This is a genomic window from Synechococcus sp. R65.1, from assembly GCF_047461755.1.
Classification (GTDB): Bacteria; Cyanobacteriota; Cyanobacteriia; order Thermostichales; family Thermostichaceae; genus Thermostichus.
The window spans coordinates 72,641-93,089 of sequence record NZ_JANSHU010000007.1; the positions used below are offsets into that span (position 1 = coordinate 72,641).

Annotated in this window: 19 protein-coding genes, 1 tRNA gene and 1 pseudogene; 11 read left to right on the forward strand and 10 right to left on the reverse strand. The window is 61.2% G+C overall.

Annotated features, from left to right (window positions below; genetic code table 11):
• Positions 1 to 69 precede the first annotated feature (69 nt).
• Entirely contained in the window at positions 70 to 672 is a 603-nt protein-coding gene (locus tag NW814_RS04985; protein ID WP_414393407.1) for a glutathione S-transferase family protein, read from the forward strand.
• A 52-nt stretch (positions 673 to 724) separates the two neighbouring features.
• Here the strand turns inward: NW814_RS04985 and smpB are convergent, their stop codons facing one another.
• Entirely contained in the window at positions 725 to 1,189 is a 465-nt protein-coding gene (gene smpB, locus NW814_RS04990; RefSeq protein ID WP_414393409.1) for an SsrA-binding protein SmpB, read from the reverse strand.
• A 31-nt stretch (positions 1,190 to 1,220) separates the two neighbouring features.
• On the reverse strand, positions 1,221 to 2,594 hold the full coding sequence (der, locus tag NW814_RS04995) for a ribosome biogenesis GTPase Der (RefSeq protein WP_414405428.1): 1,374 nt from the start codon (positions 2,592 to 2,594) through the stop codon (positions 1,221 to 1,223).
• 139 nt (positions 2,595 to 2,733) lie between these two features.
• On the opposite strand from der, the gene NW814_RS05000 reads away from it, so the two are divergent.
• Complete coding sequence (locus tag NW814_RS05000; protein ID WP_414405429.1) at positions 2,734 to 3,924, forward strand: aspartate aminotransferase; 1,191 nt, start codon at positions 2,734 to 2,736, stop codon at positions 3,922 to 3,924.
• Positions 3,925 to 3,927: 3 nt separating this feature from the next.
• On the opposite strand, the gene NW814_RS05005 is transcribed toward NW814_RS05000, so the two are convergent.
• Positions 3,928 to 5,136 carry a Coenzyme F420 hydrogenase/dehydrogenase, beta subunit C-terminal domain gene (locus NW814_RS05005; RefSeq protein ID WP_414405430.1) on the reverse strand — a complete coding sequence of 403 codons (1,209 nt, stop codon included), beginning with the start codon at positions 5,134 to 5,136 and terminating at the stop codon, positions 3,928 to 3,930.
• Between the two features lie 118 nt (positions 5,137 to 5,254).
• Complete coding sequence (locus NW814_RS05010) at positions 5,255 to 5,887, reverse strand: response regulator transcription factor (protein ID WP_414405431.1); 633 nt, start codon at positions 5,885 to 5,887, stop codon at positions 5,255 to 5,257.
• 321 nt (positions 5,888 to 6,208) lie between these two features.
• Here NW814_RS05010 and NW814_RS05015 point away from each other — a divergent pair, with 321 nt between their 5' ends.
• Positions 6,209 to 8,260: a ribonuclease catalytic domain-containing protein gene (locus tag NW814_RS05015; protein WP_414405432.1), complete on the forward strand. Its 2,052-nt coding sequence runs from the start codon at positions 6,209 to 6,211 to the stop codon at positions 8,258 to 8,260.
• A 58-nt stretch (positions 8,261 to 8,318) separates the two neighbouring features.
• The gene (locus tag NW814_RS05020) at positions 8,319 to 9,314 is read left to right on the forward strand and encodes a phosphate ABC transporter substrate-binding protein (RefSeq protein WP_414405433.1); all 996 of its coding nucleotides are present in this window, start codon (positions 8,319 to 8,321) and stop codon (positions 9,312 to 9,314) included.
• 5 nt (positions 9,315 to 9,319) lie between these two features.
• Here NW814_RS05020 and NW814_RS05025 read toward each other — a convergent pair whose 3' ends face one another.
• Positions 9,320 to 10,441 (reverse strand): LptF/LptG family permease, encoded by a 1,122-nt coding sequence (locus tag NW814_RS05025; protein WP_414405434.1) that lies wholly within the window; start codon positions 10,439 to 10,441, stop codon positions 9,320 to 9,322.
• Between the two features lie 246 nt (positions 10,442 to 10,687).
• On the opposite strand from NW814_RS05025, the gene NW814_RS05030 reads away from it, so the two are divergent.
• Positions 10,688 to 12,142 (forward strand): pyruvate kinase, encoded by a 1,455-nt coding sequence (locus tag NW814_RS05030; RefSeq protein ID WP_414405435.1) that lies wholly within the window; start codon positions 10,688 to 10,690, stop codon positions 12,140 to 12,142.
• A 12-nt stretch (positions 12,143 to 12,154) separates the two neighbouring features.
• On the opposite strand, the gene lptB is transcribed toward NW814_RS05030, so the two are convergent.
• Entirely contained in the window at positions 12,155 to 12,883 is a 729-nt protein-coding gene (lptB, locus tag NW814_RS05035; RefSeq protein ID WP_414393426.1) for an LPS export ABC transporter ATP-binding protein, read from the reverse strand.
• Positions 12,884 to 12,988: 105 nt separating this feature from the next.
• Between lptB and NW814_RS05040 the strand changes: the two are divergent.
• Both NW814_RS05040 and NW814_RS05045 read left to right on the forward strand, forming a co-directional pair.
• Positions 12,989 to 13,372: pseudogene (locus NW814_RS05040) on the forward strand (pentapeptide repeat-containing protein); the annotation flags it as partial.
• A 50-nt stretch (positions 13,373 to 13,422) separates the two neighbouring features.
• Complete coding sequence (locus NW814_RS05045) at positions 13,423 to 13,521, forward strand: pentapeptide repeat-containing protein (RefSeq protein ID WP_414405449.1); 99 nt, start codon at positions 13,423 to 13,425, stop codon at positions 13,519 to 13,521.
• Positions 13,522 to 13,566: 45 nt separating this feature from the next.
• Here the strand turns inward: NW814_RS05045 and NW814_RS05050 are convergent.
• A tRNA-Leu gene (locus NW814_RS05050) sits at positions 13,567 to 13,647 on the reverse strand.
• 61 nt (positions 13,648 to 13,708) lie between these two features.
• Positions 13,709 to 14,653 carry a PLP-dependent cysteine synthase family protein gene (locus tag NW814_RS05055; protein WP_414405436.1) on the reverse strand — a complete coding sequence of 315 codons (945 nt, stop codon included), beginning with the start codon at positions 14,651 to 14,653 and terminating at the stop codon, positions 13,709 to 13,711.
• Between the two features lie 152 nt (positions 14,654 to 14,805).
• On the opposite strand from NW814_RS05055, the gene NW814_RS05060 reads away from it, so the two are divergent.
• Genes NW814_RS05060 through NW814_RS05070 form a run of 3 tightly spaced genes read left to right on the forward strand, consistent with a single transcriptional unit; the run spans position 14,806 to position 17,497 of the window.
• Entirely contained in the window at positions 14,806 to 15,951 is a 1,146-nt protein-coding gene (locus NW814_RS05060; protein WP_414393431.1) for a cob(I)yrinic acid a,c-diamide adenosyltransferase, read from the forward strand.
• Positions 15,952 to 15,962: 11 nt separating this feature from the next.
• A complete protein-coding gene (locus tag NW814_RS05065) occupies positions 15,963 to 16,721 on the forward strand; it encodes a lysophospholipid acyltransferase family protein (RefSeq protein ID WP_414405437.1) in 759 nt (252 codons plus the stop codon).
• Positions 16,709 to 17,497 (forward strand): alpha/beta fold hydrolase, encoded by a 789-nt coding sequence (locus NW814_RS05070; RefSeq protein WP_414405438.1) that lies wholly within the window; start codon positions 16,709 to 16,711, stop codon positions 17,495 to 17,497. The genes NW814_RS05065 and NW814_RS05070 overlap by 13 nt, the downstream gene beginning before the upstream one ends.
• On the opposite strand, the gene NW814_RS05075 is transcribed toward NW814_RS05070, so the two are convergent.
• Both NW814_RS05075 and NW814_RS05080 read right to left on the reverse strand, forming a co-directional pair.
• Positions 17,475 to 18,203, reverse strand: coding sequence for an HAD-IA family hydrolase (locus NW814_RS05075; RefSeq protein ID WP_414405439.1), 729 nt, complete (start codon positions 18,201 to 18,203; stop codon positions 17,475 to 17,477). The two genes, NW814_RS05070 and NW814_RS05075, sit on opposite strands and share 23 nt — an antisense overlap.
• The gene (locus tag NW814_RS05080; RefSeq protein WP_414393436.1) at positions 18,200 to 19,186 is read right to left on the reverse strand and encodes a PhoH family protein; all 987 of its coding nucleotides are present in this window, start codon (positions 19,184 to 19,186) and stop codon (positions 18,200 to 18,202) included. Before NW814_RS05080 ends, NW814_RS05075 begins: the two co-directional genes overlap by 4 nt.
• Positions 19,187 to 19,739: 553 nt before the next feature.
• On the opposite strand from NW814_RS05080, the gene NW814_RS05085 reads away from it, so the two are divergent.
• A complete protein-coding gene (locus NW814_RS05085) occupies positions 19,740 to 20,291 on the forward strand; it encodes a hypothetical protein (RefSeq protein ID WP_414405440.1) in 552 nt (183 codons plus the stop codon).
• Positions 20,292 to 20,449 lie beyond the last annotated feature (158 nt).

A 20,449-nucleotide genomic window follows, 5' to 3' on the forward strand; every position in this document is an offset into this window, starting at 1 on the left:
GGATTGAGCAGAGCGGCGGTTGCGGCTAATCATGGAAATGGCAATGCTTCCCGTGGAAGGCTAAGAACCATGCTGCGACTGTACGGGATCCCCACCTCTGGCAATTGCTACAAGGTGGAGCTACTTCTGAGGCAGCTGGGGATCCCCTATGAGACGGTTGAGGTGAACTCCCGCACCGGCGAGAACCGCCGCCCCGAGTACCTGGCCAAGAACCCCTTGGGCCAGATCCCGGCCTTGGAGCTAGAAGACGGCACGGTCTTGGCCGAGTCGGCTGCAATCTTGGTCTATCTAGCAGAAGACACCCCTCTCTATGGCCAAACGCGGCTAGAGCGGGCTGAGATCCTGAAATGGCTGTTTTTTGAACAAACCCGCATTGCTCGCTACATTGCCACTACCCGCTTCCTCGTGCGGACTGGCCAGGCCGAGGCCAACGCCGAGCTGATTGCCCAGAACCTAAAACTGGGCACGGAGGCTTTGGAGATCATGGAAGGCCATCTGAAGGGGAAAGAATTCTTTGTGGGCAACCGCTACACCATCGCCGATCTGGCCCTCTTCACCTATACCCACGTGGCGGAGCAAGGCGGATTTGACCTCAAGCCCTTCCCCAACATCCGCGCCTGGTGTGAGCGGGTCAAGGCCACCGAGCGCTTTTTCCCTCTCCCTGGAGCCTAGAGGTCTCCCTGCAGCCAATCGATGCATCGGAGCTACCGAGAGCCGGCAGTCCCTAGCGCCCCTTGAGCTCGCGCTGGATTTCCCGCCGCGTCTCCCGTTCCTTAATGGCTTGCCGCTTGTCGTGAAGCTTTTTGCCGCGGGCCACGCCCAGGTGGGCTTTGATCCAGCCGCGGTTGAGCACCAGGCGCAGGGGAACTACCGTCAGGCCCTTTTGCTCCACCAAACCCCGCAGGCGATCAATCTCACGGCGGTGCAGCAGCAGCTTGCGGCGGCGGGTGGGATCGTGGTTGAACTCCTTGCTGGTAGTCCCGTGGGGGGCAACATGCAAGTTGTGCAGCCAGGCCTCGCCATCGCGAAAGAGCGCAAAGGCATCTTGGAGATTGGCTTTGCCTGCTCGGATGGACTTGACCTCCGTGCCGGTGAGTTGGAGCCCAGCTTCGTAGGTCTCCAAGATCTCATACTCAAAGCGGGCGCGGCGGTTTTCCACTAGAGTTTTGACGTTGGGATCCACAGCCATAGACTTTTTTGAGGTTTGGCTAACTCCAATCCTAGGGGGAGGCCAGGGATCCCTCCAGCTTGCGCACTTCCTGGGCCACCCGCCGCTCCGACTTGCCGCGCCAGACAAAGCGGAGGGGAGTGCCGGCAAAGTCTAAGTTTTGCCGGAAGTGTTTTTCCAGGTAGCGGCGGTAGTTTTCTTTGAAGAGATCGGGATCGTTGACAAAAAGGAGGAAAGTGGGGGGCTGCTCTGCTATCTGAGTGCCGTAGTAGATCTTGCCCTGCCTGCCCTGGCGGTTGGCGGGGGGCGATTGCCAAGCAAGGGCTTCCTGCAGCACTTCGTTGACCACGGAGGTGGGGATGCGTTTGCGATGGGCGGCTACCACGGTGTTGACCTCGGCGAAGATCTTGTGGGTGCGCTGCCCCGTAAGGGCGCTGACAAACAACAGGGGCGCCCAGTCGATGAAGTAAAGCCGCTCGCGGATCTCGCGGGTGTACTCGTCGATGGTGTAGGTATCCTTTTCCACTGCATCCCACTTGTTGACGACGATAATGCAGGCGCGGCCCTCTTCCTCAATGCGGCCAGCCAGCCGCTGATCCTGCTCGGTTACCCCCTCCAAGGCGTCAATGACCAGCAGCACCACGTCTGAGCGCCGAATGGCCTTGAAGGCCCGGTTGATGCTGAAAAACTCCACCCCGTACTCCACCCGGCTTTTCCTGCGGATCCCGGCTGTGTCGATGAGGCGGTAGGTCTGCCCCTCCCACTCCACCAGGGTGTCGATGGCATCGCGGGTGGTGCCGGCGATGGGGCTGACAATGGCCCGCTCGGATCCTACTAGGCGGTTGAGCAGGCTGGACTTGCCCACATTGGGCCGGCCAACAATGGCTACGGCAATGGGCTCTGCTTCAGTTGCGGCTTCCTCCCCTTCCGGCAGATGGGGCAGCACTGCCTCCAGCACCTCTGCCACGCCATTGCCGTGGAGGGCAGAGCAGGGGATCGGCTCGCCCAGCCCCAGCTTCCAGAAGACTGCCGCCTGGGCCAGGCCCAGTTGCCCTGACTCGCACTTGTTGACGGCCACCACCACTGGCAGGGGTTGTTTGCGCAGCCAATCGGCCAATTCTTTGTCGGCGGGGGTCAGCCCTTCGCGGCCATCCACCACGAAGATCACCGCGTGCGCTTCGGCCATCGCTGCCATGGCCTGCTGGCGAATATAGGGCAAAAATTCGCTGTCGTCGCCAAAGACCAGTCCGCCCGTATCCACCACCCGCAGGCGGCGCCCATTCCACTCCACCTCTTGGTAGAGGCGATCCCGCGTTATGCCGGGCTCGTCGTGGACAATGGCCGCCCGTACCCCCGCCATGCGATTGACGAGGCTGGACTTGCCCACGTTGGGGCGACCCACAACAGCGACTAGAGGTAAGGGCACGGCTGCAGTTGAAAAAGCCAAAGCTGGATCTCTATCCTAGCCGTTGGCTTTCCTGCCGCCCAAGACTGGCCTTGCTCTAGATTGCCTCGGGAGCCGCTCTGGCGGTAAGCTGTGCAGTTAACCCCAATTCCGTGGCTTTATGAACCTTGCCCCTGCCCAACGCCTGCGCAAGCTGCCTGCCTATGTCTTTGCCCGGCTGGACGAGCTCAAGGCCCGCGCCCGCCAGCAGGGGCTGGATTTGATCGATCTGGGCATGGGCAACCCCGATGGCCCCACCCCCCAGCCGGTGGTGGAAGCAGCCCAGGCGGCCATTGCCGATCCCACCCACCACGGCTACCCTCCCTTCGAGGGCACGGCTAGCTTCCGCCAGGCCATTGCCGAGTGGTACTGGCGCCGCTATGGAGTGGAGCTAGATCCCAATGACGAGGTGCTGCCTCTTCTGGGATCCAAAGAGGGCCTGACCCACCTGGCCTTGGCCTATGTGGATCCCGGGGATCTGGTGCTGGTGCCTAGCCCCGCCTACCCGCCCCATTTTCGCGGCCCCCTGATTGCCGGCGGCCAGATCTACCCGCTGCTGCTGCGTCCGGAAAAAGGGTGGCTCATTGACCTGCAGGAGATCCCGCCGGAGGTGGCTAAGCAAGCGCGGCTGCTCTACTTTAACTACCCCAACAACCCGACAACGGCGGTGGCGCCCCGCTCCTTTTTTGAAGAAGTGGTGGAGTTTGCCTACCGATACGACCTGCTCTTGGTGCACGACCTGTGCTACGCCGAGCTGGCCTTTGACGGCTATCGGCCCACCAGCCTGCTGCAGATCCCCGGTGCCAAGAACCTGGCAGTAGAGTTCCACACCCTCTCCAAAACCTACAACATGGCCGGCTGGCGGGTAGGGTTTGTGGTGGGCAACCGCCAGATCATCCAGAGCCTGCGCACCCTGAAGACCAACCTCGACTACGGCGTTTTTGGAGCTATCCAAAAGGCCGCCGAAACTGCCCTGCGCCTGCCCAATGGCTACTTGGAGGAGGTGAAAGAGCGCTACCGCCGCCGACGCGACTACCTCATTGCCCGCCTGGCGGAGTTGGGCTGGCAGATCGAGCCGCCGCGGGCGACGATGTACCTCTGGATCCCCACCCCCCGCACCGCCGACGGCACCCCCGAAGGCTCGACGGAGTTTGCCCTGCGGGTTTTGGAGTCCACAGGCGTGGTCGTAACCCCTGGCAACGCTTTTGGAGAAGGGGGAGAGGGCTACGTGCGGATTAGCCTCATTGCCGACTGCGAGCGCATAGGGCAGGCCATCGACCGCTGGGCCGAGGCCGGGATCCGCTACTGCTGAGCCTCAGTCTTTCGGAAGGTGATACTGCTCCACAATCCGCCGGGCAAAGGGAGGGACATGCCGCTCCAGCTGGTGGGGATAGTGGCGGCGCACATAGAGATAGTTGCGAACAAAGTGGGAGTCGATGGAAAAGCGGGCATACTCCAGGCCGCGGGGCCCAAAGCGCTGGATGGCTGCTCCCAGGATCCGAGCCAGCCATAGGGGCAAGCTCAAGGCTTGGTCATAGGCTTGGATCCCCTGTTGCACCGCCGCTCGTCTCGAGCCCTGCGAGATCACCGGTTGGGTTTCCAGCTCCTCCCAAACCAGCTCCAGGAGCTCCCGCCCGCGCGAGTTGCGCACCACCAGCCACTGCCAGCCAAAGGGGGATCCCATGTAGCCCACCACCAGGTCGGCCAGGCTGTTGACGTAGTCAAAACAGGTGAGGCAGGAGGGGGCAAACACGTCTTTGAGTTCTTTGGTCTTGAGAGCGAAGAAAGGCACCTTTTCCACCGAGCCATCTTCGTGTTTGAAGTGGATGTGGAAATCCTGCATGAACTCGTAGTGCACTACCGTCTGCGGGGAGCGACTGGTGGTTTCCAAAAATTTTTGCAGCCCCGCGCGGCTGACGTTGTCCACACAGGGCGTGCCCAACACATAGAGCTTCTCCAGGCCCAGCTTGTTCTCCACCGCCCGCAAAGCCTGAATCTGGCAGCCTACGCCGATGACCAAGAGGCGCTTGAGGCCGCTTTGCTCCACCTCCTCTAAGACCGACAAGTTGGGCGATAGCGTTGGCTTGTTAACCCGCGCCGCCAAAACCGCTTCCGGGGTACGCGCTAAGACAGGCCGCGGCTGAAAGCGATCCTGGGGATCCGCCTGCACGCACACCACGCCTTCCACTAAGCCGCTGCTGAGAGCTTTCATGCCAATGCTGCTGACAATGCCCGTCCACTGGGCGCCAGGGATCGGATCCCGCTTGCGGGCCGTGTACATTGCCTCGTAGACGCCGAAGTAGTCAGTATCGCTGACAGCAGGCGACTTGGAGCGCAGCGATTCTCGGGATCGCCCGTGGGTTTGCTCTTCCAGGTGGGTAAATTGCTGGTTTAAAAAGGCACAGGCCTCTTTGACATGGGCGACATAGCGGGTATCGCAGAGGCCGCACTGGCTACACAGCTCTTTGGCTGGATAGTGGCCGGAGCGAATGGGCCGAGCCGGACGCGGTGGACGAGATCCCATAAGGTCTAGACCCTAGCCGACACAGGAGGGCGGGTACCTCCTTACAGTTTGCCGCCAAAACCGCAGACAGCGCGCAGAGAAGTTGAGAATCCGCGCTCCTGCCAAGTCCTTAGCTCCCTTAGCCTCTGCCCAAACCACTTTCTATGGCCCAGCGGGCCAGCTCGGTGCGATTGTGCAGGCCGGTTTTGCTGAGCATGTTGCTGACATGGCTTTCGATGGTGCGCTGGCTCACCCCCATCACCTCGGCAATCTCGCGGTTGGACATGCCCCTGGCTACGTACTGGAGCACCTTGGTTTCCGTGGGAGTAAGCTCAACTTCTCGATCTAGCTGGATGGCCGGCTGAACGGGGGCACCTTGCATTTGCAACAGGCGCTCCGTGTGTTTGAGGGTAGCTTCCACCTGCGCCACCAGCTCTTCCGGTTCAAAGGGCTTGACCAGGTAGGCCTCTGCCCCCGTATTGAGCCCGCGCACCCGATCTGCCGTTTGCCCCCGCGCCGAGAGAAAAATGACCGGGATCCAATCCGTGGCCCTATCGGAGCGAAGGGTCTGGACAAAAGTGTAGCCATCCATCTCCGGCATCATCACATCGCAGATGATGAGATCCGGAGTCAAGCGGCGCATCACCTCCAGGGCTTCCAGACCATTGCTGGCTGCCACCACCTCGTAGCCGCGAAACTCCAGGTAATCCTTCACCAGGAGGACGAGATTGGGATCGTCATCAACAACCAGTAAGCGCTTTGGGGCGTTCACGGCTAACCTCGTCGTTGCTGGCAAGCCCAGATGACCGGGACTTGCTAGGTAAACTTTTGGAGATGGAGAGACCCAGAATCTATGGCCAAGATTCTACCTTGCTCCTGATGGTTTCCACTGGCTTGTGTAGACTTGTGTAGATTTTCTTCAACCCGCTAGGAGGGGCTTCAGCAAGCTCTGCCTTGGGATCCCTGGCAGCTAGCAGCCTCCACCTAGCCTTTTAGGGTAAGTTTGCTTGGCGGGTTTTTCCCATAGTCAAGGAAGGCAGAGCTAGGAGAGAATGTTGAGAGCAGCAAGCGTGAGCCTGGCTGGGTAGAGAGGGTGGAAAAGGGTACGCTGGTAGAGTTTCGCCACAATAACGAGCGGCTATTGGCTGTAGTTCAGGGCACGGAGGGCAAAAAGAACCTGCTGTTGGAGGTGCCCTCAGGGCAGGTTTACAGCGTTCACCCCCGCCAAATTACGTTTGCCCTGAACGGCAATTCCAACTTTACCGTTTCCGACATCCCCAGCTTTTGGCAGGCGGTTCAGGCGAAGCTGGATCCCGAGAGCTTGGCTTTGGCCTGGGAATTGGTTCAGGAGGAGCGGCGGCCCCTGAGCCTGTCGGAGATGGCGCAGTTGTTGTTTTCCGACGATTCGCCGGTCTCCACCTATGCAGCCTACCGCCTTTTGAGCGAGGATTACATTTACTTTAAGGAGAAGGGAGAAGGCTACGAGCCGCGCCCGCCGGCACAGGTCAAGGAAATTCTCCATCAAATTGCTGTCGCCCAGCAGCGGCAGCAGGAGCAGGCCGAGTTTGAGGCCCGCCTAAAGGCAGCGGTGGCCCAGCCTGGGCAAAGGTACACTTGGACCCCGGCGGAACGGGCTCGTCTGGAGCTGTTGGAGCGCTTAGCTTTGCAGGGAGCACCCGATAGCCTTCGCAACTACGAGGATCTTTCCTACAACCTCACCCCCTCGGATCGCGAGCGGGCTTCCCACCTGCTGCGGCTCCTGGGATTCCCCGACACGCCCCAGGGAGCTTTTGAGGCGTTGGTGGCTTTGGGACTGTGGAGCCGCCACGAGAACCTGGCCCTGCGCCTTACGGGGATCCCCACCCAGTTCCCCAAAGAGGTGGAGCGCTACACCCAAACTTTGCTGGGCGGCCCCCCTCCCTTCCTGGAGTCCCATCGGCGTCGGGATCTCACTCATCTTCACACCTACACCATTGACGACGCCAGCACTCGCGACATCGACGATGCCCTCAGCGTCGAGTTTTGGTCGGAGGACGAGGCGAAGCTCTGGATCCACATTGCCGATCCCAGTTGTTGGGTGCAGTGGGGGGATCCTCTAGATCTGGAGGCCCGCCGGCGGGGTACCAGTGTCTACCTGCCAGAGCGGGTGATCCCGATGTTCCCGCCAGAGCTGTCCACTGGTCCTATGAGTTTGGTGCAGGGGGAGGTGCGGCCTGCCCTTAGCTTTGGCATTCGCCTGGGAGGCGACGGGGCGGTGCGCGACTACGAAATTTGCCTTAGCCAAATCCAGGTAAACTACCGCCTCACCTACGACGATGCCGACGAGATGCTGGAGTTGGGGGCAGAGCCGCAGCTGACAGCCATTGCTCGGGCAGCCCACTGGCGCTACACCTGGCGACTTGGGCAAGGGGCGATCCCCATTGGCCTGCCGGAGCAGGACATCAAGGTCATCGACGAGATCCCCCACCTGCGCGTTATTGAGGATACGCCGGCGCGGCAGATGGTGGCGGAAATGATGGTGCTGGCCGGCGAGGTAGCCGCTCGCTTTGCCCGCCAGCATGGGATCCCAGTGCCCTACCGCCTGCAGCCTGCTCCCGAACTGCCCCCGCCGGAAGTTTTGGAGCTGTACCCCCAGGGGCCGGTCAGGTCCTTTGCCATCATGCGGTGTCTGTCGCGGGCAGAGGTGGCCACGCAACCCGAGCGGCACGCGGGCCTGGGCCTTGATGCCTACTGCCAGGTAACTTCCCCAATTCGCCGCTACCTGGATCTGGTGGCGCACTACCAGATCAAGGCCTTTTTGCGCGGGGATCCCCTGCCCTTGACAGAAGCCGAGGTACAGCAGGTGGTGCTGGGCATTGAGCCAGGCACGGCCGAGGCCGCTCAGGTGGAGCGCAAGTCCAAGCGCTACTGGAGCATTGAGTACCTGCGCCAGCGACCAGGGCAGACTTGGCGGGCCTTGGTTCTGGGCTACCTGCGCGAGGAGGAGAACCTGGTGATGGCCATGCTGGATGAGATTGCCTTTCGCGTGCCGGTGCGCTTGGAGCGGCAGGTGCCGCTGGGGGCCTGGATTGAGTTGGAGGTCCTCCAAGCAGATCCCCGCGCTGATGTAATTGAGTTGCGGGAGCTAAGAGACTTTGCTCCCTAAAGAGGGGGGTAGCTGATACAACAGAGGAGGGTCATCCCCGTTCCCCAGGAGGAGTTCCATGGCCACACGACCTTCTGGCCCGCCGCCAATTGTCTATATTCTCCTGATTGCCATCTTGGGGGGGGGCGGCTGGTATGCCCATCGCTCAGGCTTGCTCAGCTCCTGGCTTAGCCGCACCTCTGGGAGCCCGACTGCTCAGCCCCAAGCCCCAACAGCGCCCAACCCCCCTCAGGTCCAGGTACCCAACCCGCCTGCCAACGCCGTTAATCTGGATACTTCTCTGCCCAACCCAGTAGTGCTCCAGGTGGATGGCAGCGTCACGATGATCCGGCTCGTCTTGGCCCTGAAGGGAGGCTACACCCAGCGCAACCCCGGCATCCCCATCACCTACGGGATCCCGGATGGCAAGCCCAATGGATCCAATGCCGGCCTGAAGGCCCTGATGGAAGGTCGCATCCAGATGGCCGCTAGCTCCCGCCCCCTCAATGCCAGCGAAGTGCAGGCGGGTCTACAGGCGATCCCGGTGGCCAAAGATGCCCTGGCGGTGGCGGTGGGGGTGAACAACCCCTACAAAGGAGGACTGACGCTGCAGCAATTGGCCGATATCTTCCAGGGTCGGATTACCAACTGGAGCCAGGTGGGCGGTCCGGATCGGCGGATTCGTGTTCTCAACCGCGCTCCCCAGAGTGGCACCTACAGCGTTTTCCAAGAGCTGGTGTTATTGGGGTCGCCCTTTGCTCCCGATAACCCTCCCTACTTCACCACCGCCACCCAAGACGTCACCACTCCTCTCTTGCGGGCGCTGGGGGAAGACGGCATCACCTACAGCACCGTGGATCAAGTGCAGAACCAGCAAACGGTGAGGATGGTGCCCATCGACGGCCAGATGCCCACCCGCGAGGCCATTCAAAGTGGCCGCTACCCGCTGGCCCGCAACGTGTTCTTGGTGGTGCCGCGAAAAACCAGTCCTGTGGTGGCTGACTTCATTAACTACGCCCTCTCGGATCAAGGCCAACAGATCATTGGCCGCACCGAGTTCATCCCGCTGCGCTAGCCAGCCTAGCGGTTGGCGCGGTACAGCAAGGCCCCCCCTATGCCTAGGCAGACGAAGTTGGGCAGCCAGGCTGCCACCTCTGGCCCCAGCGTCCCAATCTGCCCCAGCGCCTGGCTGACAAACAGGAGCACATAGTAGGCAAAGATAATCAGCACGCTGAGGCCCAAGCCCAAAGAAGAACTGGTGCGCTGGGGTCGTAGGCCCAGCGGGGCCCCGATCAGGGTGAAGGCCAGACAGGCAAAGGGGATGGCGTACTTCTGGCTAAGGTTGACCTGGAGGCGGCGTACCCGCTGCAGATCCCCGGAGCTGGCAAGAACCTCAATGTAGCGGCGCAGCTCTGGAATGTTCATCTCCTCGGGGCTGCGAACCTCCTGGGCCAAATCCAGCGGCGCCCGCGACAGACGCAGCTCCTGGCGGGAAAAAGTGGCGATGTTGCTGTAGGTGCCGTCGGGCGAAACGATGTAGGTGGTGCCCTCCTCAAACACCCAGAGGTTCTCCCGGGGATCCCAGCGCCCCCGCTGCGCCAGCAGAATTTGACTGAGAGCCTCGTTAGAGACATCCAGGACGATCACGCCGCGCATCTCTTGGCCATCGAAGCTGCGGGCGTAAAACTGACGGGTTAGCCCTTGCCGTCGGGAAAAGCTGCCATCGGGCTCCGGCGTGAGGATCTCGCCAAATTCTTGGTAGAGGATGTTCTCGCGGCGAAAGTCAGGATGCCGGTTCAAAGCGCGGTTTAAAGTCAAGGCTGCCTGGCGATTGCTCACCGGCACCACCAGCTCGTTGAACAGAAACGTTAGCGCCGTTACCAACAAGCTGAGCAGGACAGCCGGCACCACCAGGCGGCAGAGGCTCACGCCGCAGGCGCGCAGAGCCGTGATCTCGCTATCGGCAGACAGGCGCCCATAGGCCAGCAACGTCGCCAACAACATTGCCATGGGAAACGTCAAGACGATGATCCCCGGTGCCCGCAGCAGAAACACCTGCAGGGCCACTGAAATCGATAGCCCCGCCTCCACCACCAGGCGCACCAGCTCAAACAGAGAGCTCACGGCCATCACCAGGGTGGTAAACGCCCCCACCCCAAAGAGAAACGGCAGGAGCATCTCGGAGAGGATGTAGCGATCCATTAGGCCTACTGCACAGACGAGGGAGAGCCTGCGGCAAGACTGCTTGACCGAACAAGGAGTGGAAGGAGAGGAGGGTTTCACGCAACCTAAGGGTAGTTGGGACAGCAAGCCCTTCGCCCAAGAGGTGAAGGCTGTTAACGACTTTAGACCGGAACCTTGGGGAACAAAAGGTTAATTCCCTCCCTTTCTCAATCCAATCCGCCTACGATCGACCTAGGCGGGCAGAGGACTGGGCTGGGTTCCAGCATGGCTTCTTTCCATCTCAAGGGTTTGCTGGAGCGGCTCCTGGAGCTACGACAGCAGGTTGTCGAGGGATCCCAGAACTACCTGGCCGCCTGGGGCTGCCTTGGGAACCCTCCTGCAGCCCTCTGCAACCTGGCGCGCTACTTGGCGCTACGCCAACACGATCTGCGCAACCTGCAATTGGAGCTGGCTGCGGTGGGGCTGTCCTCGCTGGGACGGTGTGAATCGCGGGTCTTAGAGACCCTGGATGCGGTGATCGCCACTTTGGCAGCCACGCAGGGCCTAAGCCACAAGGGGCCCAGCCATGAGGAGTTTTACGCTGGGGACATGGCGCTGGAGCAGCATGCTGAGGCGCTGTTTGGCCCTCCTTCTCCCCACCGCCGCGCCCGCATCATGGTGACCCTGCCCAGCGAAGCTGCCGAGCAGCCCGAGCTGCTGCTGCAACTGCTGCAACGGGGGATGAACGTGGCCCGGATCAACTGCGCCCACGACGATCCCCTGGTGTGGGAGAAAATGGTGGCCCACTTGCGCCAGGCCGAAGCCCAGACTCAACGGCGCTGCAAGATTTTGTTCGACCTGGCCGGCCCCAAGATCCGCACGGGCCCGGTGGCCATGCCCCCCAGCAAAGCCAAGGTGTACCGCGGGGATCGCATCCTGCTCACGGCAGCCATGCCGCCGGTCACCTCTGACCCCTCTTGCCAGGTGGCTTGCACCCCGCCAGAGATCTTGGCGCACCTGCAGGTGGGGGCAACTGTCTGGATCGACGACGGCAAAATCGGCGCCCGTGTCGTAGGGATCGAGCCGGTAGGGGTGGTGCTGGAGGTGGACAAAGTCGCCCCGCAGGGCAAGAAGTTGCGGGAGGGAAAGGGCCTCAACTTTCCCGACAGCCAGCTCCCGATCCAGCCTCTGACCGAGAAAGATCGCCAAGACTTGGACTTTGTGGTGCAGCATGCCGACCTGGTGGGCTATTCCTTTGTCCAGCAGCCGGCAGATTTGCAGTTGCTGTTTTCTGAGCTGGAGCGGCGCCAGGCCCGTCCTGAACTGGGCTTGCTCCTCAAGATTGAAACGCAGCGGGCGGTGAAAAACCTACCCGCCTTGATCGCGGCCGCCGACGGCTGTCGACCGCTGGGGGTGATGATTGCCCGGGGGGATCTGGCCGTAGAGATAGGTTGGCTGCGCTTGGGGGAGATCCAGGAGGAACTGCTGTGGATCTGCGAGGCGGCCCATGTGCCGGTGGTCTGGGCTACGCAGGTGCTGGATCAGCTCACCAAAGAGGGCCTGCCCTCGCGGCCTGAGCTTTCCGATGCGGTGATGTCTGCCCGCGCCGAGTGCGTCATGCTCAACAAAGGCCCCTATCTCCTGGAGGCAGTTGCCCTTCTGGATGAGCTGCTGGCCCGGATGCAAGCCCACCAACACAAGAAAAGCCAACGCCTGCGCGCTTTGTACTCCTGGCGCTAAGCCAGAGCAGCCTCAAAGACGAAACTTCTCCCCCAGGTAATACTTGCGCACCAAGGGATCCGCCGCCAGCTCTGCTGCCGTGCCCTTGGCCAGAATGGCTCCCTCGTTGAGAATGTAGGCCCGGTCGGTGATCTCCAGCGTCTCCCGCACGTTGTGGTCGGTAATCAAGACGCCGAGGCCCCGCTGCTTGAGCTTGGCCACCACCTCCTGGATGTCGGCCACCGCAATGGGATCCACCCCCGCAAAGGGCTCGTCCAGCAGCAAAAATTTCGGTCCGTGGATCCCAGCAGCCAGGGCGCGGGCAATCTCGGCGCGGCGCCGTTCTCCCCCCGACACCTGCAAACCCAAACTGTGGGCCACATGGGCAATGCGGAACTCCTCGAGCAGGTGGTTGAGGCGCTGCTGCCAGAGGCGGCGAGGCACCCCCGTCTGCTCCATAACTAGCAGCAGGTTGTCTTGAATGCTAAGGCGGCGAAAGATGCTCGGCTCCTGGGCCAGATAGCCGATCCCCAATTGGGCGCGGCGATGCATGGGCAGATGGGTAATATCTTGGTCATCTAGCCAGACATGGCCGCGGTTGGGCTGGATCAGGCCAGTCATGATGTAGAAGGTGGTGGTTTTCCCCGCTCCGTTGGGCCCCAGCAACCCGACGATTTCCCCTTGCTCAATGCTCAAGCTGACATCCTTGACCACCTCGCGGCGGCCATAGCGCTTACAGATGTTTTCCAGTCGAATCTGCATAGGGCCAGCCCAGGACTAGACGCTTTTTCCTAATCAATGCTGGCGGATCCCGAAAGCTAGTTCCAGCAAAAGCAGTGGGCCCCACTGTTGCTCCAGGAGGTCCAGATGTCCCTATCCTGGGAGCAATGCAGGACAACCTCGCTCCGCTGGGTTGCTGTCGTTAACTTGGCTACCACGAATTTCCCTCTCCAAGCTTCCGCTATTCTGGCGCTGCTGACCACGGCAACGGTTGCCTCCACTGCCGCTGCCACCCCCAACGCTTGCTTCCTGCGCTACCTACTGGCTTCCAAAGCCTGCCCCAACTGCCGTCTGGGAAGCAACCTGGATCTGGCAGAAGCCAACTTCCAGGGTGCCGACCTCATCGAGGCCAACTTGGAGCGCGCTATCCTGACCGGCGCCGATCTCAGCGGTGCCTACCTGGTGGGAGCCAATTTGCCGCAAGCCAACTTGCGCGGCGCCAATCTTAGCGGTAGCTACCTGGAGGGGACGGATTTGCGCGGTGCCGACCTGCGGGGGGCTAATCTCTCTACGGCGCGGACTTGCGCGGGGCCGATCTGCGTCATGCCAACCTGGTTGGAGCTGACCTGCGCTTTGCCCGCACCCAAGGCACACGCCTTCAGGGTGCTGTCCGGGAGTAGCGCAAAGAGCTCCCTCTAGGAGAAGTGTCAAGCGTGAAAGCCCACTGCGGATGGCGAGACTCGAACTCGCATGGCAAAGCCACACGCCCCTCAAACGTGCGCGTATACCAATTCCGCCACATCCGCGCTAGCTGGACTTGTTCTATCCTAGCAGCAAAAAGGCCGGGGTGTTAAGGGGCCGGCAACCCTAGTCCTCGGTCCAAAACCGCTCCGAGAGGTACTTGTCGGCCCCGTCGCAGAAAATGGTGACCACCACCCCCCTGGAAAGTTGGCGAGCCACCTCAAGGGCAGCCACCACATTGGCACCAGAAGAGATGCCCACCAGTAGCCCTTCCTCCAAAGCTAGGCGCTTTACCATCTTCTGGGCGGCTTCGGTGGAGACCTCGAGGTGCCGGTCCGGCAAGCTAGGATCGTAAATCGCTGGCTTGAGGGCCGTGGCCATGTGCTTAAGGCCTTCGAGGCCGTGGAAGGGGGAGTCCGGCTGCATGGCGATGATCTGGATATCAGAGCGGTACTCCCGCAGGCGTCGCCCCACCCCCATGCAGGTGCCGCTGGTGCCTAGCCCGGTTACGAAGTGGGTGATCTGTCCCTGGGTTTGTTCCCAGATTTCCACCCCTGTGGTCTCGTAGTGGGCCTGCCAGTTGGCGGGATTGCTGTACTGGTCGGGATAGAAGTAGAGATCGGGGTTTTCGGCGTAGAGAGCGCGGGCTTTCTCGATGGCCCCATCGGAGCCGAGGGCTGGATCCGTGAGCACCAAGTCCACCCCGTAGGCAGCGAGGATCTTCTTGCGCTCTGGGCTAGCGTTGGCCGGCAGGGCCAGCTTCACCTTGTACCCCAAAGCCGCCCCTATCCAGGCATAGGCAATGCCCGTGTTGCCGCTGGTGGCATCCAGGATAATCTTGCCAGGCGTAAGCTTGCCCTCGCGCTCGCCAGCGCGAATCATGTTCAGGGCCGGGCGATCCTTGACCGAGCCGCCGGGGTTGTACCACTCTGCTTTGCCGTAAACTCGCACCGCTGGCGGCAAATCAGCAGTAACCCGCCGCAGGCGAATGAGCGGCGTCCGTCCCACCAGCTCAATGGGGCTCTCGACCGCAGGGGGCAAGGGGCGAGAAGAAAACGCACTCGGGTACAAGCGGGATCCCTCGCTAGACAAGCACTGGACTGGACAACCATTGCTCATCTTATCCCGGTGTTCGTCAGTTCCAGCCTCTTCTGGGCTTCCCCGGCTCCTTTAGCTAGACTCTAAGATGGGGGTTAGCAAAAAGCGCTTTGGGCAACAGCAGGATGCGGAGCGGCAGGGCAGAAATCGGCATTGTAACGGCGCAACAATTTGATCGCCGGCGAGGTCAGATCCACGTCTACGACGGCGAGGGCAAGGGCAAGTCACAGGCGGCTCTGGGGGTTGTGCTGCGTTCAATTGGGCTGGGGATTGAAAACTCGGCCCCTAGCCGGGTGTTGCTGGTGCGGTTTCTCAAGGGACCGGGCCGCACCTATGCAGAGGACGCCGCGATTGCCGCTCTGCAGCGGGGCTTCCCCCACCTTATCGATCAACTGCGCACGGGGCGAGGAGAGTTCTTCGGCCCCGACGAGATTACCAAGTTTGACCGCCAAGAGGCTCGCCGCGGCTGGGATGTAGCCAAGGGGGCGCTGGCATCGGGCTTCTACTCGGTGGTGGTGCTGGACGAGCTAAACCCGGTGCTGGATCTGGGCCTGCTGCCCGTGGATGAGGTCGTCAGCACCCTCAAGCAAAAGCCAGAGGAGATGGAGGTCATCATCACCGGGCGGGGCGCCCCCAAGGAAATTATCGACCTAGCAGATCTGCACTCGGAAATGCGCAGCGTGCGGCGGGCGGCGGATCCCCAGAACGGACAGCCCCCCCTCAGCGGCATCGAGATCTACACCGGCAACGGCAAGGGCAAGTCCACCAGCGCTCTGGGCCGGGCTCTGCAGGCCATTGGGCGCGGCATCAGCAAGGATCTCTCCCACCGCGTCCTGATCATGCAGTGGCTCAAGGGGGGAACAGGCTACACAGAGGATGCAGCCATCCGCGCTTTGCGGGAGAGCTATCCCGATCTGGTGGATCACCAGCGCTGCGGTCGCGACGCCATTGTCTGGCGGGGCAAGCAGCAGGAAATCGACTATGTGGAGGCAGAGCGGGGCTGGGAGCTGGCTAGGGCAGCCATCGCCTCGGGGCTTTACAAGACCATCATCCTGGACGAACTCAACCCGACGGTAGATCTGGAGCTATTGGACGTGGAGCCCATTGTCGAGGCTTTGCTGCGCAAGCCGCGGGACACGGAGATCATCATCACAGGGCGCTGCCATGCGCCTCTGCCCTACTTTGAGCTTGCCTCTGTCCATTCGGAAATGGTGAGCCACAAGCACTACGCCGAGCAGGGAGCCGATCTGCGGCGCGGAGTGGATTACTGAGCAGGGTGGCGATGGGATCCTGGGTGGTGCTGGATCAGCTCCTGCAGCGAAGCGGGTTCCCCGACGCGAGGGCGCTGGCGCAGCTCTTGCTTGGCCTTTTCCAGACGGAGGTGTGGGTGGAGGGCAAGGAGCGGGTTCCCCAGGGCCCCCTGCTGGTGGTGAGCAACCATCGGAGCTTTTTGGATGCGCCGGTGCTGATTGCGGGGCTGGATCGGTCAATTCGCTTTGCTTGCCACTACTACCTCTCTCAAGTGCCCCTCTTGCGGGAGGTTGCCTTGGCTCTGGGTTGTATCCCCCTCCAGCAGGGATCGGGTTCACAGCTTGCCTTTTTTCGCCAGGCGCAGGCCACCCTGGCAGCGGGCGGGGAGGTGGGAATTTTCCCGGAAGGGGCGGAGCAGATGACCCGCAAGACCTTACCGCAGGAGGTGGGGCGGTTCCAGCCGGGCTTTGCCCATCTGGCCTTGGCTGCTGGCGTGGATCCCCTGCCAATCCTACCGGTGGCAGTGTGGGCCCAAGAGGAGTGGCGGGCAATCGACATCCCCATGGCTTTCTTCCGCTGGTTTGACCCCACAGAGCCCAGCTTTCAGCAGCCGGGGGGGCATCCGGTGGTGATCTACCGTCAGGTGGTGGTTCGAGTGGGATCCCCTCTTTGGGTGAGGGGAGCAAGGCGCTATACCTGCCGCCAGGAGCGGCTGCAGCTCATTCGGGAGTTAACGGCAGCCGCCCGCGAACAGGTGCGCTTGGGGTTGACAAGGAGATGGAAAGATTGAAAAGCAAGCCCACCGCCTCTAGTCCAAGCCGCCAGAAGCGGCCCCTGCTGCTCTATTTGCCGGGTATGGATGGCACGGGCAAACTGTTTTACCGGCAGGCGCAGGCTCTGCAAGCCGAGTTCCGCGTCCGCCCTCTGAGCTTAAACCATCCCGAAGCGGGGCATAGCTGGGAGAGCTTGGCCGATTGGGTGGGATCCCAACTGGAGGAGGGAGCCTACCTGTGTGGCGAGTCCTTCGGAGCTTGCCTAGCCCTGGCTGTAGCTGCCCAGCAGCCGGAGCGCTGTCGTGGCCTGATTCTGGTCAATCCGGCCTCCTCGCTGCGGCGCCGGCCCTGGTGGTGGGCAGGTCAGGTTCTCCTGCCCTTTTTGCCGCCGGGACTTTACCACCAACTGGCGGAGCGGGGGTTAGGGTTTTTGGCGGAGCTGGGCCAAATGGAGCCGCCGGATCGGGAGCGGCTGCGCCAGGCCGTGCACAGCGTTTCTCCGGAGGTGGCTGCCCATCGTCTAACCTTGCTGGGATCCTTTGCTGTGGAAGATTTGCCCCTCGAGTCGATGAAGCTGCCAACCTTGCTGGTGGCGGGGGGGCGGGATCGTCTCCTGCCCTCGGTACAGGAGGTGCGGCGTCTGGCGGAGCGACTGCCCCAGGCCCAGGTGGAGATCTCGCCTTTAAGCGGCCATGCTTGCCTTCTGGAGCGGCAGATGAACCTGCGGCGCTACTTGCTCAAGCCCGATGGGGTCTTTGCCCCGCTACTGCTCAATTCCGCTCTGGCCCCCTGAGCAGCAAGAGGGAGCCCCACAGGTTTTCGATTCGCTCTTGGCAGAAGCCGTCTTTCCCCTCTCGATCCAGCCAGAGGGCTCTCAGGCCTGCTGCCTTGGCCCCCTCATAGTCTTCGCGGCGGCTGTCGCCAATGTGCCAGGCAGCGGCAGGCGGGATCCCCTGGGCCGCTAGGGCAGCCTGGAAGATGCGGGGATCGGGCTTGGCATAGCCCACCTGGGTAGAGAGAGTAAGGCTAGAAAAATAGCCATCCAGTTGCAGCGCCTGCAGCACTCGCACTAGACGGCTGTCGAAATTGGAGATTACCCCTAGCTGGATCCCTTCCTGTTGCAGGGCTTGCAAAACTGGCAGCGTCTCAGGATAGAGCTCCCAAGGGTCCCCTGCGGCAAAATGCTCGAACAGGTGGGCAAAAAACGCTGCAAAGCGCTCCTCCCCAAAGGCAGTAAGGGATCCCTCCACCTGGGCAAAGGTCTGGCGCACCACTTGATGCCACCAGGCCCGCTCCCACTCCTCTAAAAGGGATCCCGTCAAGCCCACGCAGGCGGGTGGCGGAGCACTGGCAAAAGCTTGGGCAAAGGCGCGATCCAACGCCCGTGGTTCCACGGCTACCCCGTATTCTGCCGCTAGCTGACTGTAGACTTGGCCCACGCTGCCCCGCACCCGGAACAGGGTACCGACGGCATCGAAAAAGATCGCCTTCGGCCTCATTGCTGGTTTTCGTAGCGCGCGTAGGCCTCGACAATCCGCTGGACTAGAGGGTGGCGCACCACATCTCGCTGGTCAAAGTAGCAAAAGGCCACCCCCTCCACCCCCGCTAGGATGCGCTCTGCAGCCGCCAGGCCCGACAGGCGATGCTTGCCCAGATCCGTTTGGGTGAGATCCCCGGTAACCACCATGCGGGAGCGGAAGCCCAGCCGAGTGAGGGCCATCTTCATCTGCTCAGGGGTGGTGTTTTGGGCCTCGTCCAAGATAATGAAAGCGTTGCTGAGGGTACGCCCCCGCATGTAGGCCAGCGGCACCACCTCGATGACTCCCTGGGCCATTAGCTGAGGCAGCTTGGCCGGGTCGATAAACTCAAACAGGGCATCGTAGAGAGGCCGCAGATAGGGATCCACCTTTTCCACCAGATCCCCTGGCAAAAAGCCCAACTTCTCCCCCGCCTCTACTGCTGGTCGCGTCAGGATCAAACGCTCGTACTCGCGGTTTTGCAGGGCTGTGATGGCGACAACGGCTGCTAGATAGGTTTTCCCCGTGCCTGCTGGCCCAATGCCGAAGCAGAGATCGTGGGTGCGAATGGCTTGTACGTACTCCTGCTGGCGAGGCGTTTTGGGCCGAATGAGCTCTCCCTTGCGGGTGCGAGCCAAAACCCCTGCCTGCACTTGGCGATAGGCCTCAGCTTCTTGGTTGGAGAGAGCACGGAAGGCTTGTTCAGCATCGACTGCTGTTACAGGGTGCCCGGCTTGCCAAAGGGGTTTGAGCAATTCTAGCCACTGCCGCACCTGCTGCCGCTGTTGAGGTGTTCCCCTCAGATAGAGATCCTGCCCTCGCAGGGTAACCGAGGCGCCGCTGCAGCGGCTAATCCACTTCAAGTTAGACTCCTGCACCCCCGCCAGGGACATGGCCTGCTGGGGACTTGACAAAGAGATGATCTCGAGATCGGTGACAGCGGAGGAAGTCAAGTGGTTGTGCATGCCGTGGGCGCCGTGCACCCTAAGACCTGTTGAGACCTGTGATGGCGATCCTATCAGAAGCTCCGGCTAAAGCGCTCCAGGTTCTGGCCAGCCTCGGCAAAAGGCTTCTCGGACAGCAGAGTCCGAGTGTTCTAGGACACCAATTGGGAAAACTCGCCCCCCTCGAGTTCAAGGTTCAGCTTTTGCTAGCAACGGAGTTAGAAATATTGAAAGAAATCTTTTTCTTCTGAAATAGTCGTTACTCATCAAGCAGAGCTAGTTTAGCCTTGAGGGTGTATAGCCTCCCAGTACATTCCGCCATTCACGTTGTCGATTTACATTAATGAAAAGGCATCTGAACCTGGTCTTTCAGCACTTTTGGTAAAAATTTGAAAAAGTCGAACCCGCTCTTTGGGCAATTTGGGTAACCTGGATTTGCTAGAGCTAGCAAGAGAGAGAACTTCCAATAGAGAGCCTTACGAGAATCTGGAGCTGTTTTTTATCAGCTTGCCTTAAAACTTCTTAAGGCTTCACAATCACAATCTTGCCTTGCAAGGAAACTAAGGAGATAGCAATGTCTACCCAATTGGTTACACCCGCTACGCTAGAGCTTCTGCAAGTGGATTTGACGCAAGTCCCTCCAGAGATTACCTGTGATGGCAGCGACTTGGACTGGAGCCAAGCCGTGGTGATCGAGGGCAGTCAGCCCCAAGAGGAAAATTTGCAGGGCTGGATTGCCTTCTGTGGCCTGCGGGTTAACCACGAGGCCGGCAATGTCCTGTACTGGCAAGGGCAGCCGCTGCGGGCCAGCCGCATTCGCTTTTTCGTAAGAAATGTAGCCTGGCGCTATGGCTTCTCTTTCTCCACCAGCATTCGCTCCCCTCTCGGCAAAGGGATCCCCACGCCTCCCGACTGGCGCTACCCTGGCCTTTGCCGCTACGGCCTGGTGCTGTTCCAGCCCAACGTCCAGTTGGTGGCCCGACAGGTCTGGGAATCCTCGCCCGAGCAGCCGCAAGAGGTGGATCTGGATCCCAACCTGGATATTGCCTTTAATGTCAACGACGCCAAGGGCAGTTACAGCAACAACAGCGGCAGCTTCGATATCTACGTGCAGGTGGTGAGCTAAGGGCAGCCAGGGATCCCCGCCGAGAACAGTTGCCGGCTGGGATCCCATCTTCTACAATAGGTGAGCTAGAAGTTGGCGCCCAGCTTGCCGCTGGCTCTGCCAGCTTGGAGAGGTGGCTGAGTGGTCGAAAGCGGCTTCCTGCTAAGAAGTTACGGGGC

Bases quoted from the DNA above. Each gene is read 5' to 3' on its own strand.
- NW814_RS05070 (WP_414405438.1), top strand. From the start codon at position 16,709: ATGGAAAGATTGAAAAGCAAGCCCACCGCCTCTAGTCCAAGCCGCCAG.
- NW814_RS05020 (WP_414405433.1), top strand. From the start codon at position 8,319: ATGGCCACACGACCTTCTGGCCCGCCGCCAATTGTCTATATTCTCCTG.
- lptB (WP_414393426.1), bottom strand. From the start codon at position 12,883: ATGCAGATTCGACTGGAAAACATCTGTAAGCGCTATGGCCGCCGCGAG.
- NW814_RS05025 (WP_414405434.1), bottom strand. From the start codon at position 10,441: ATGGATCGCTACATCCTCTCCGAGATGCTCCTGCCGTTTCTCTTTGGG.
- NW814_RS05065 (WP_414405437.1), top strand. From the start codon at position 15,963: ATGGGATCCTGGGTGGTGCTGGATCAGCTCCTGCAGCGAAGCGGGTTC.
- NW814_RS05000 (WP_414405429.1), top strand. From the start codon at position 2,734: ATGAACCTTGCCCCTGCCCAACGCCTGCGCAAGCTGCCTGCCTATGTC.
- NW814_RS05085 (WP_414405440.1), top strand. From the start codon at position 19,740: ATGTCTACCCAATTGGTTACACCCGCTACGCTAGAGCTTCTGCAAGTG.
- NW814_RS05030 (WP_414405435.1), top strand. From the start codon at position 10,688: ATGGCTTCTTTCCATCTCAAGGGTTTGCTGGAGCGGCTCCTGGAGCTA.
- NW814_RS05075 (WP_414405439.1), bottom strand. From the start codon at position 18,203: ATGAGGCCGAAGGCGATCTTTTTCGATGCCGTCGGTACCCTGTTCCGG.
- NW814_RS05060 (WP_414393431.1), top strand. From the start codon at position 14,806: ATGCGGAGCGGCAGGGCAGAAATCGGCATTGTAACGGCGCAACAATTT.
- smpB (WP_414393409.1), bottom strand. From the start codon at position 1,189: ATGGCTGTGGATCCCAACGTCAAAACTCTAGTGGAAAACCGCCGCGCC.
- NW814_RS04985 (WP_414393407.1), top strand. From the start codon at position 70: ATGCTGCGACTGTACGGGATCCCCACCTCTGGCAATTGCTACAAGGTG.
- NW814_RS05005 (WP_414405430.1), bottom strand. From the start codon at position 5,136: ATGGGATCTCGTCCACCGCGTCCGGCTCGGCCCATTCGCTCCGGCCAC.
- NW814_RS05080 (WP_414393436.1), bottom strand. From the start codon at position 19,186: ATGCACAACCACTTGACTTCCTCCGCTGTCACCGATCTCGAGATCATC.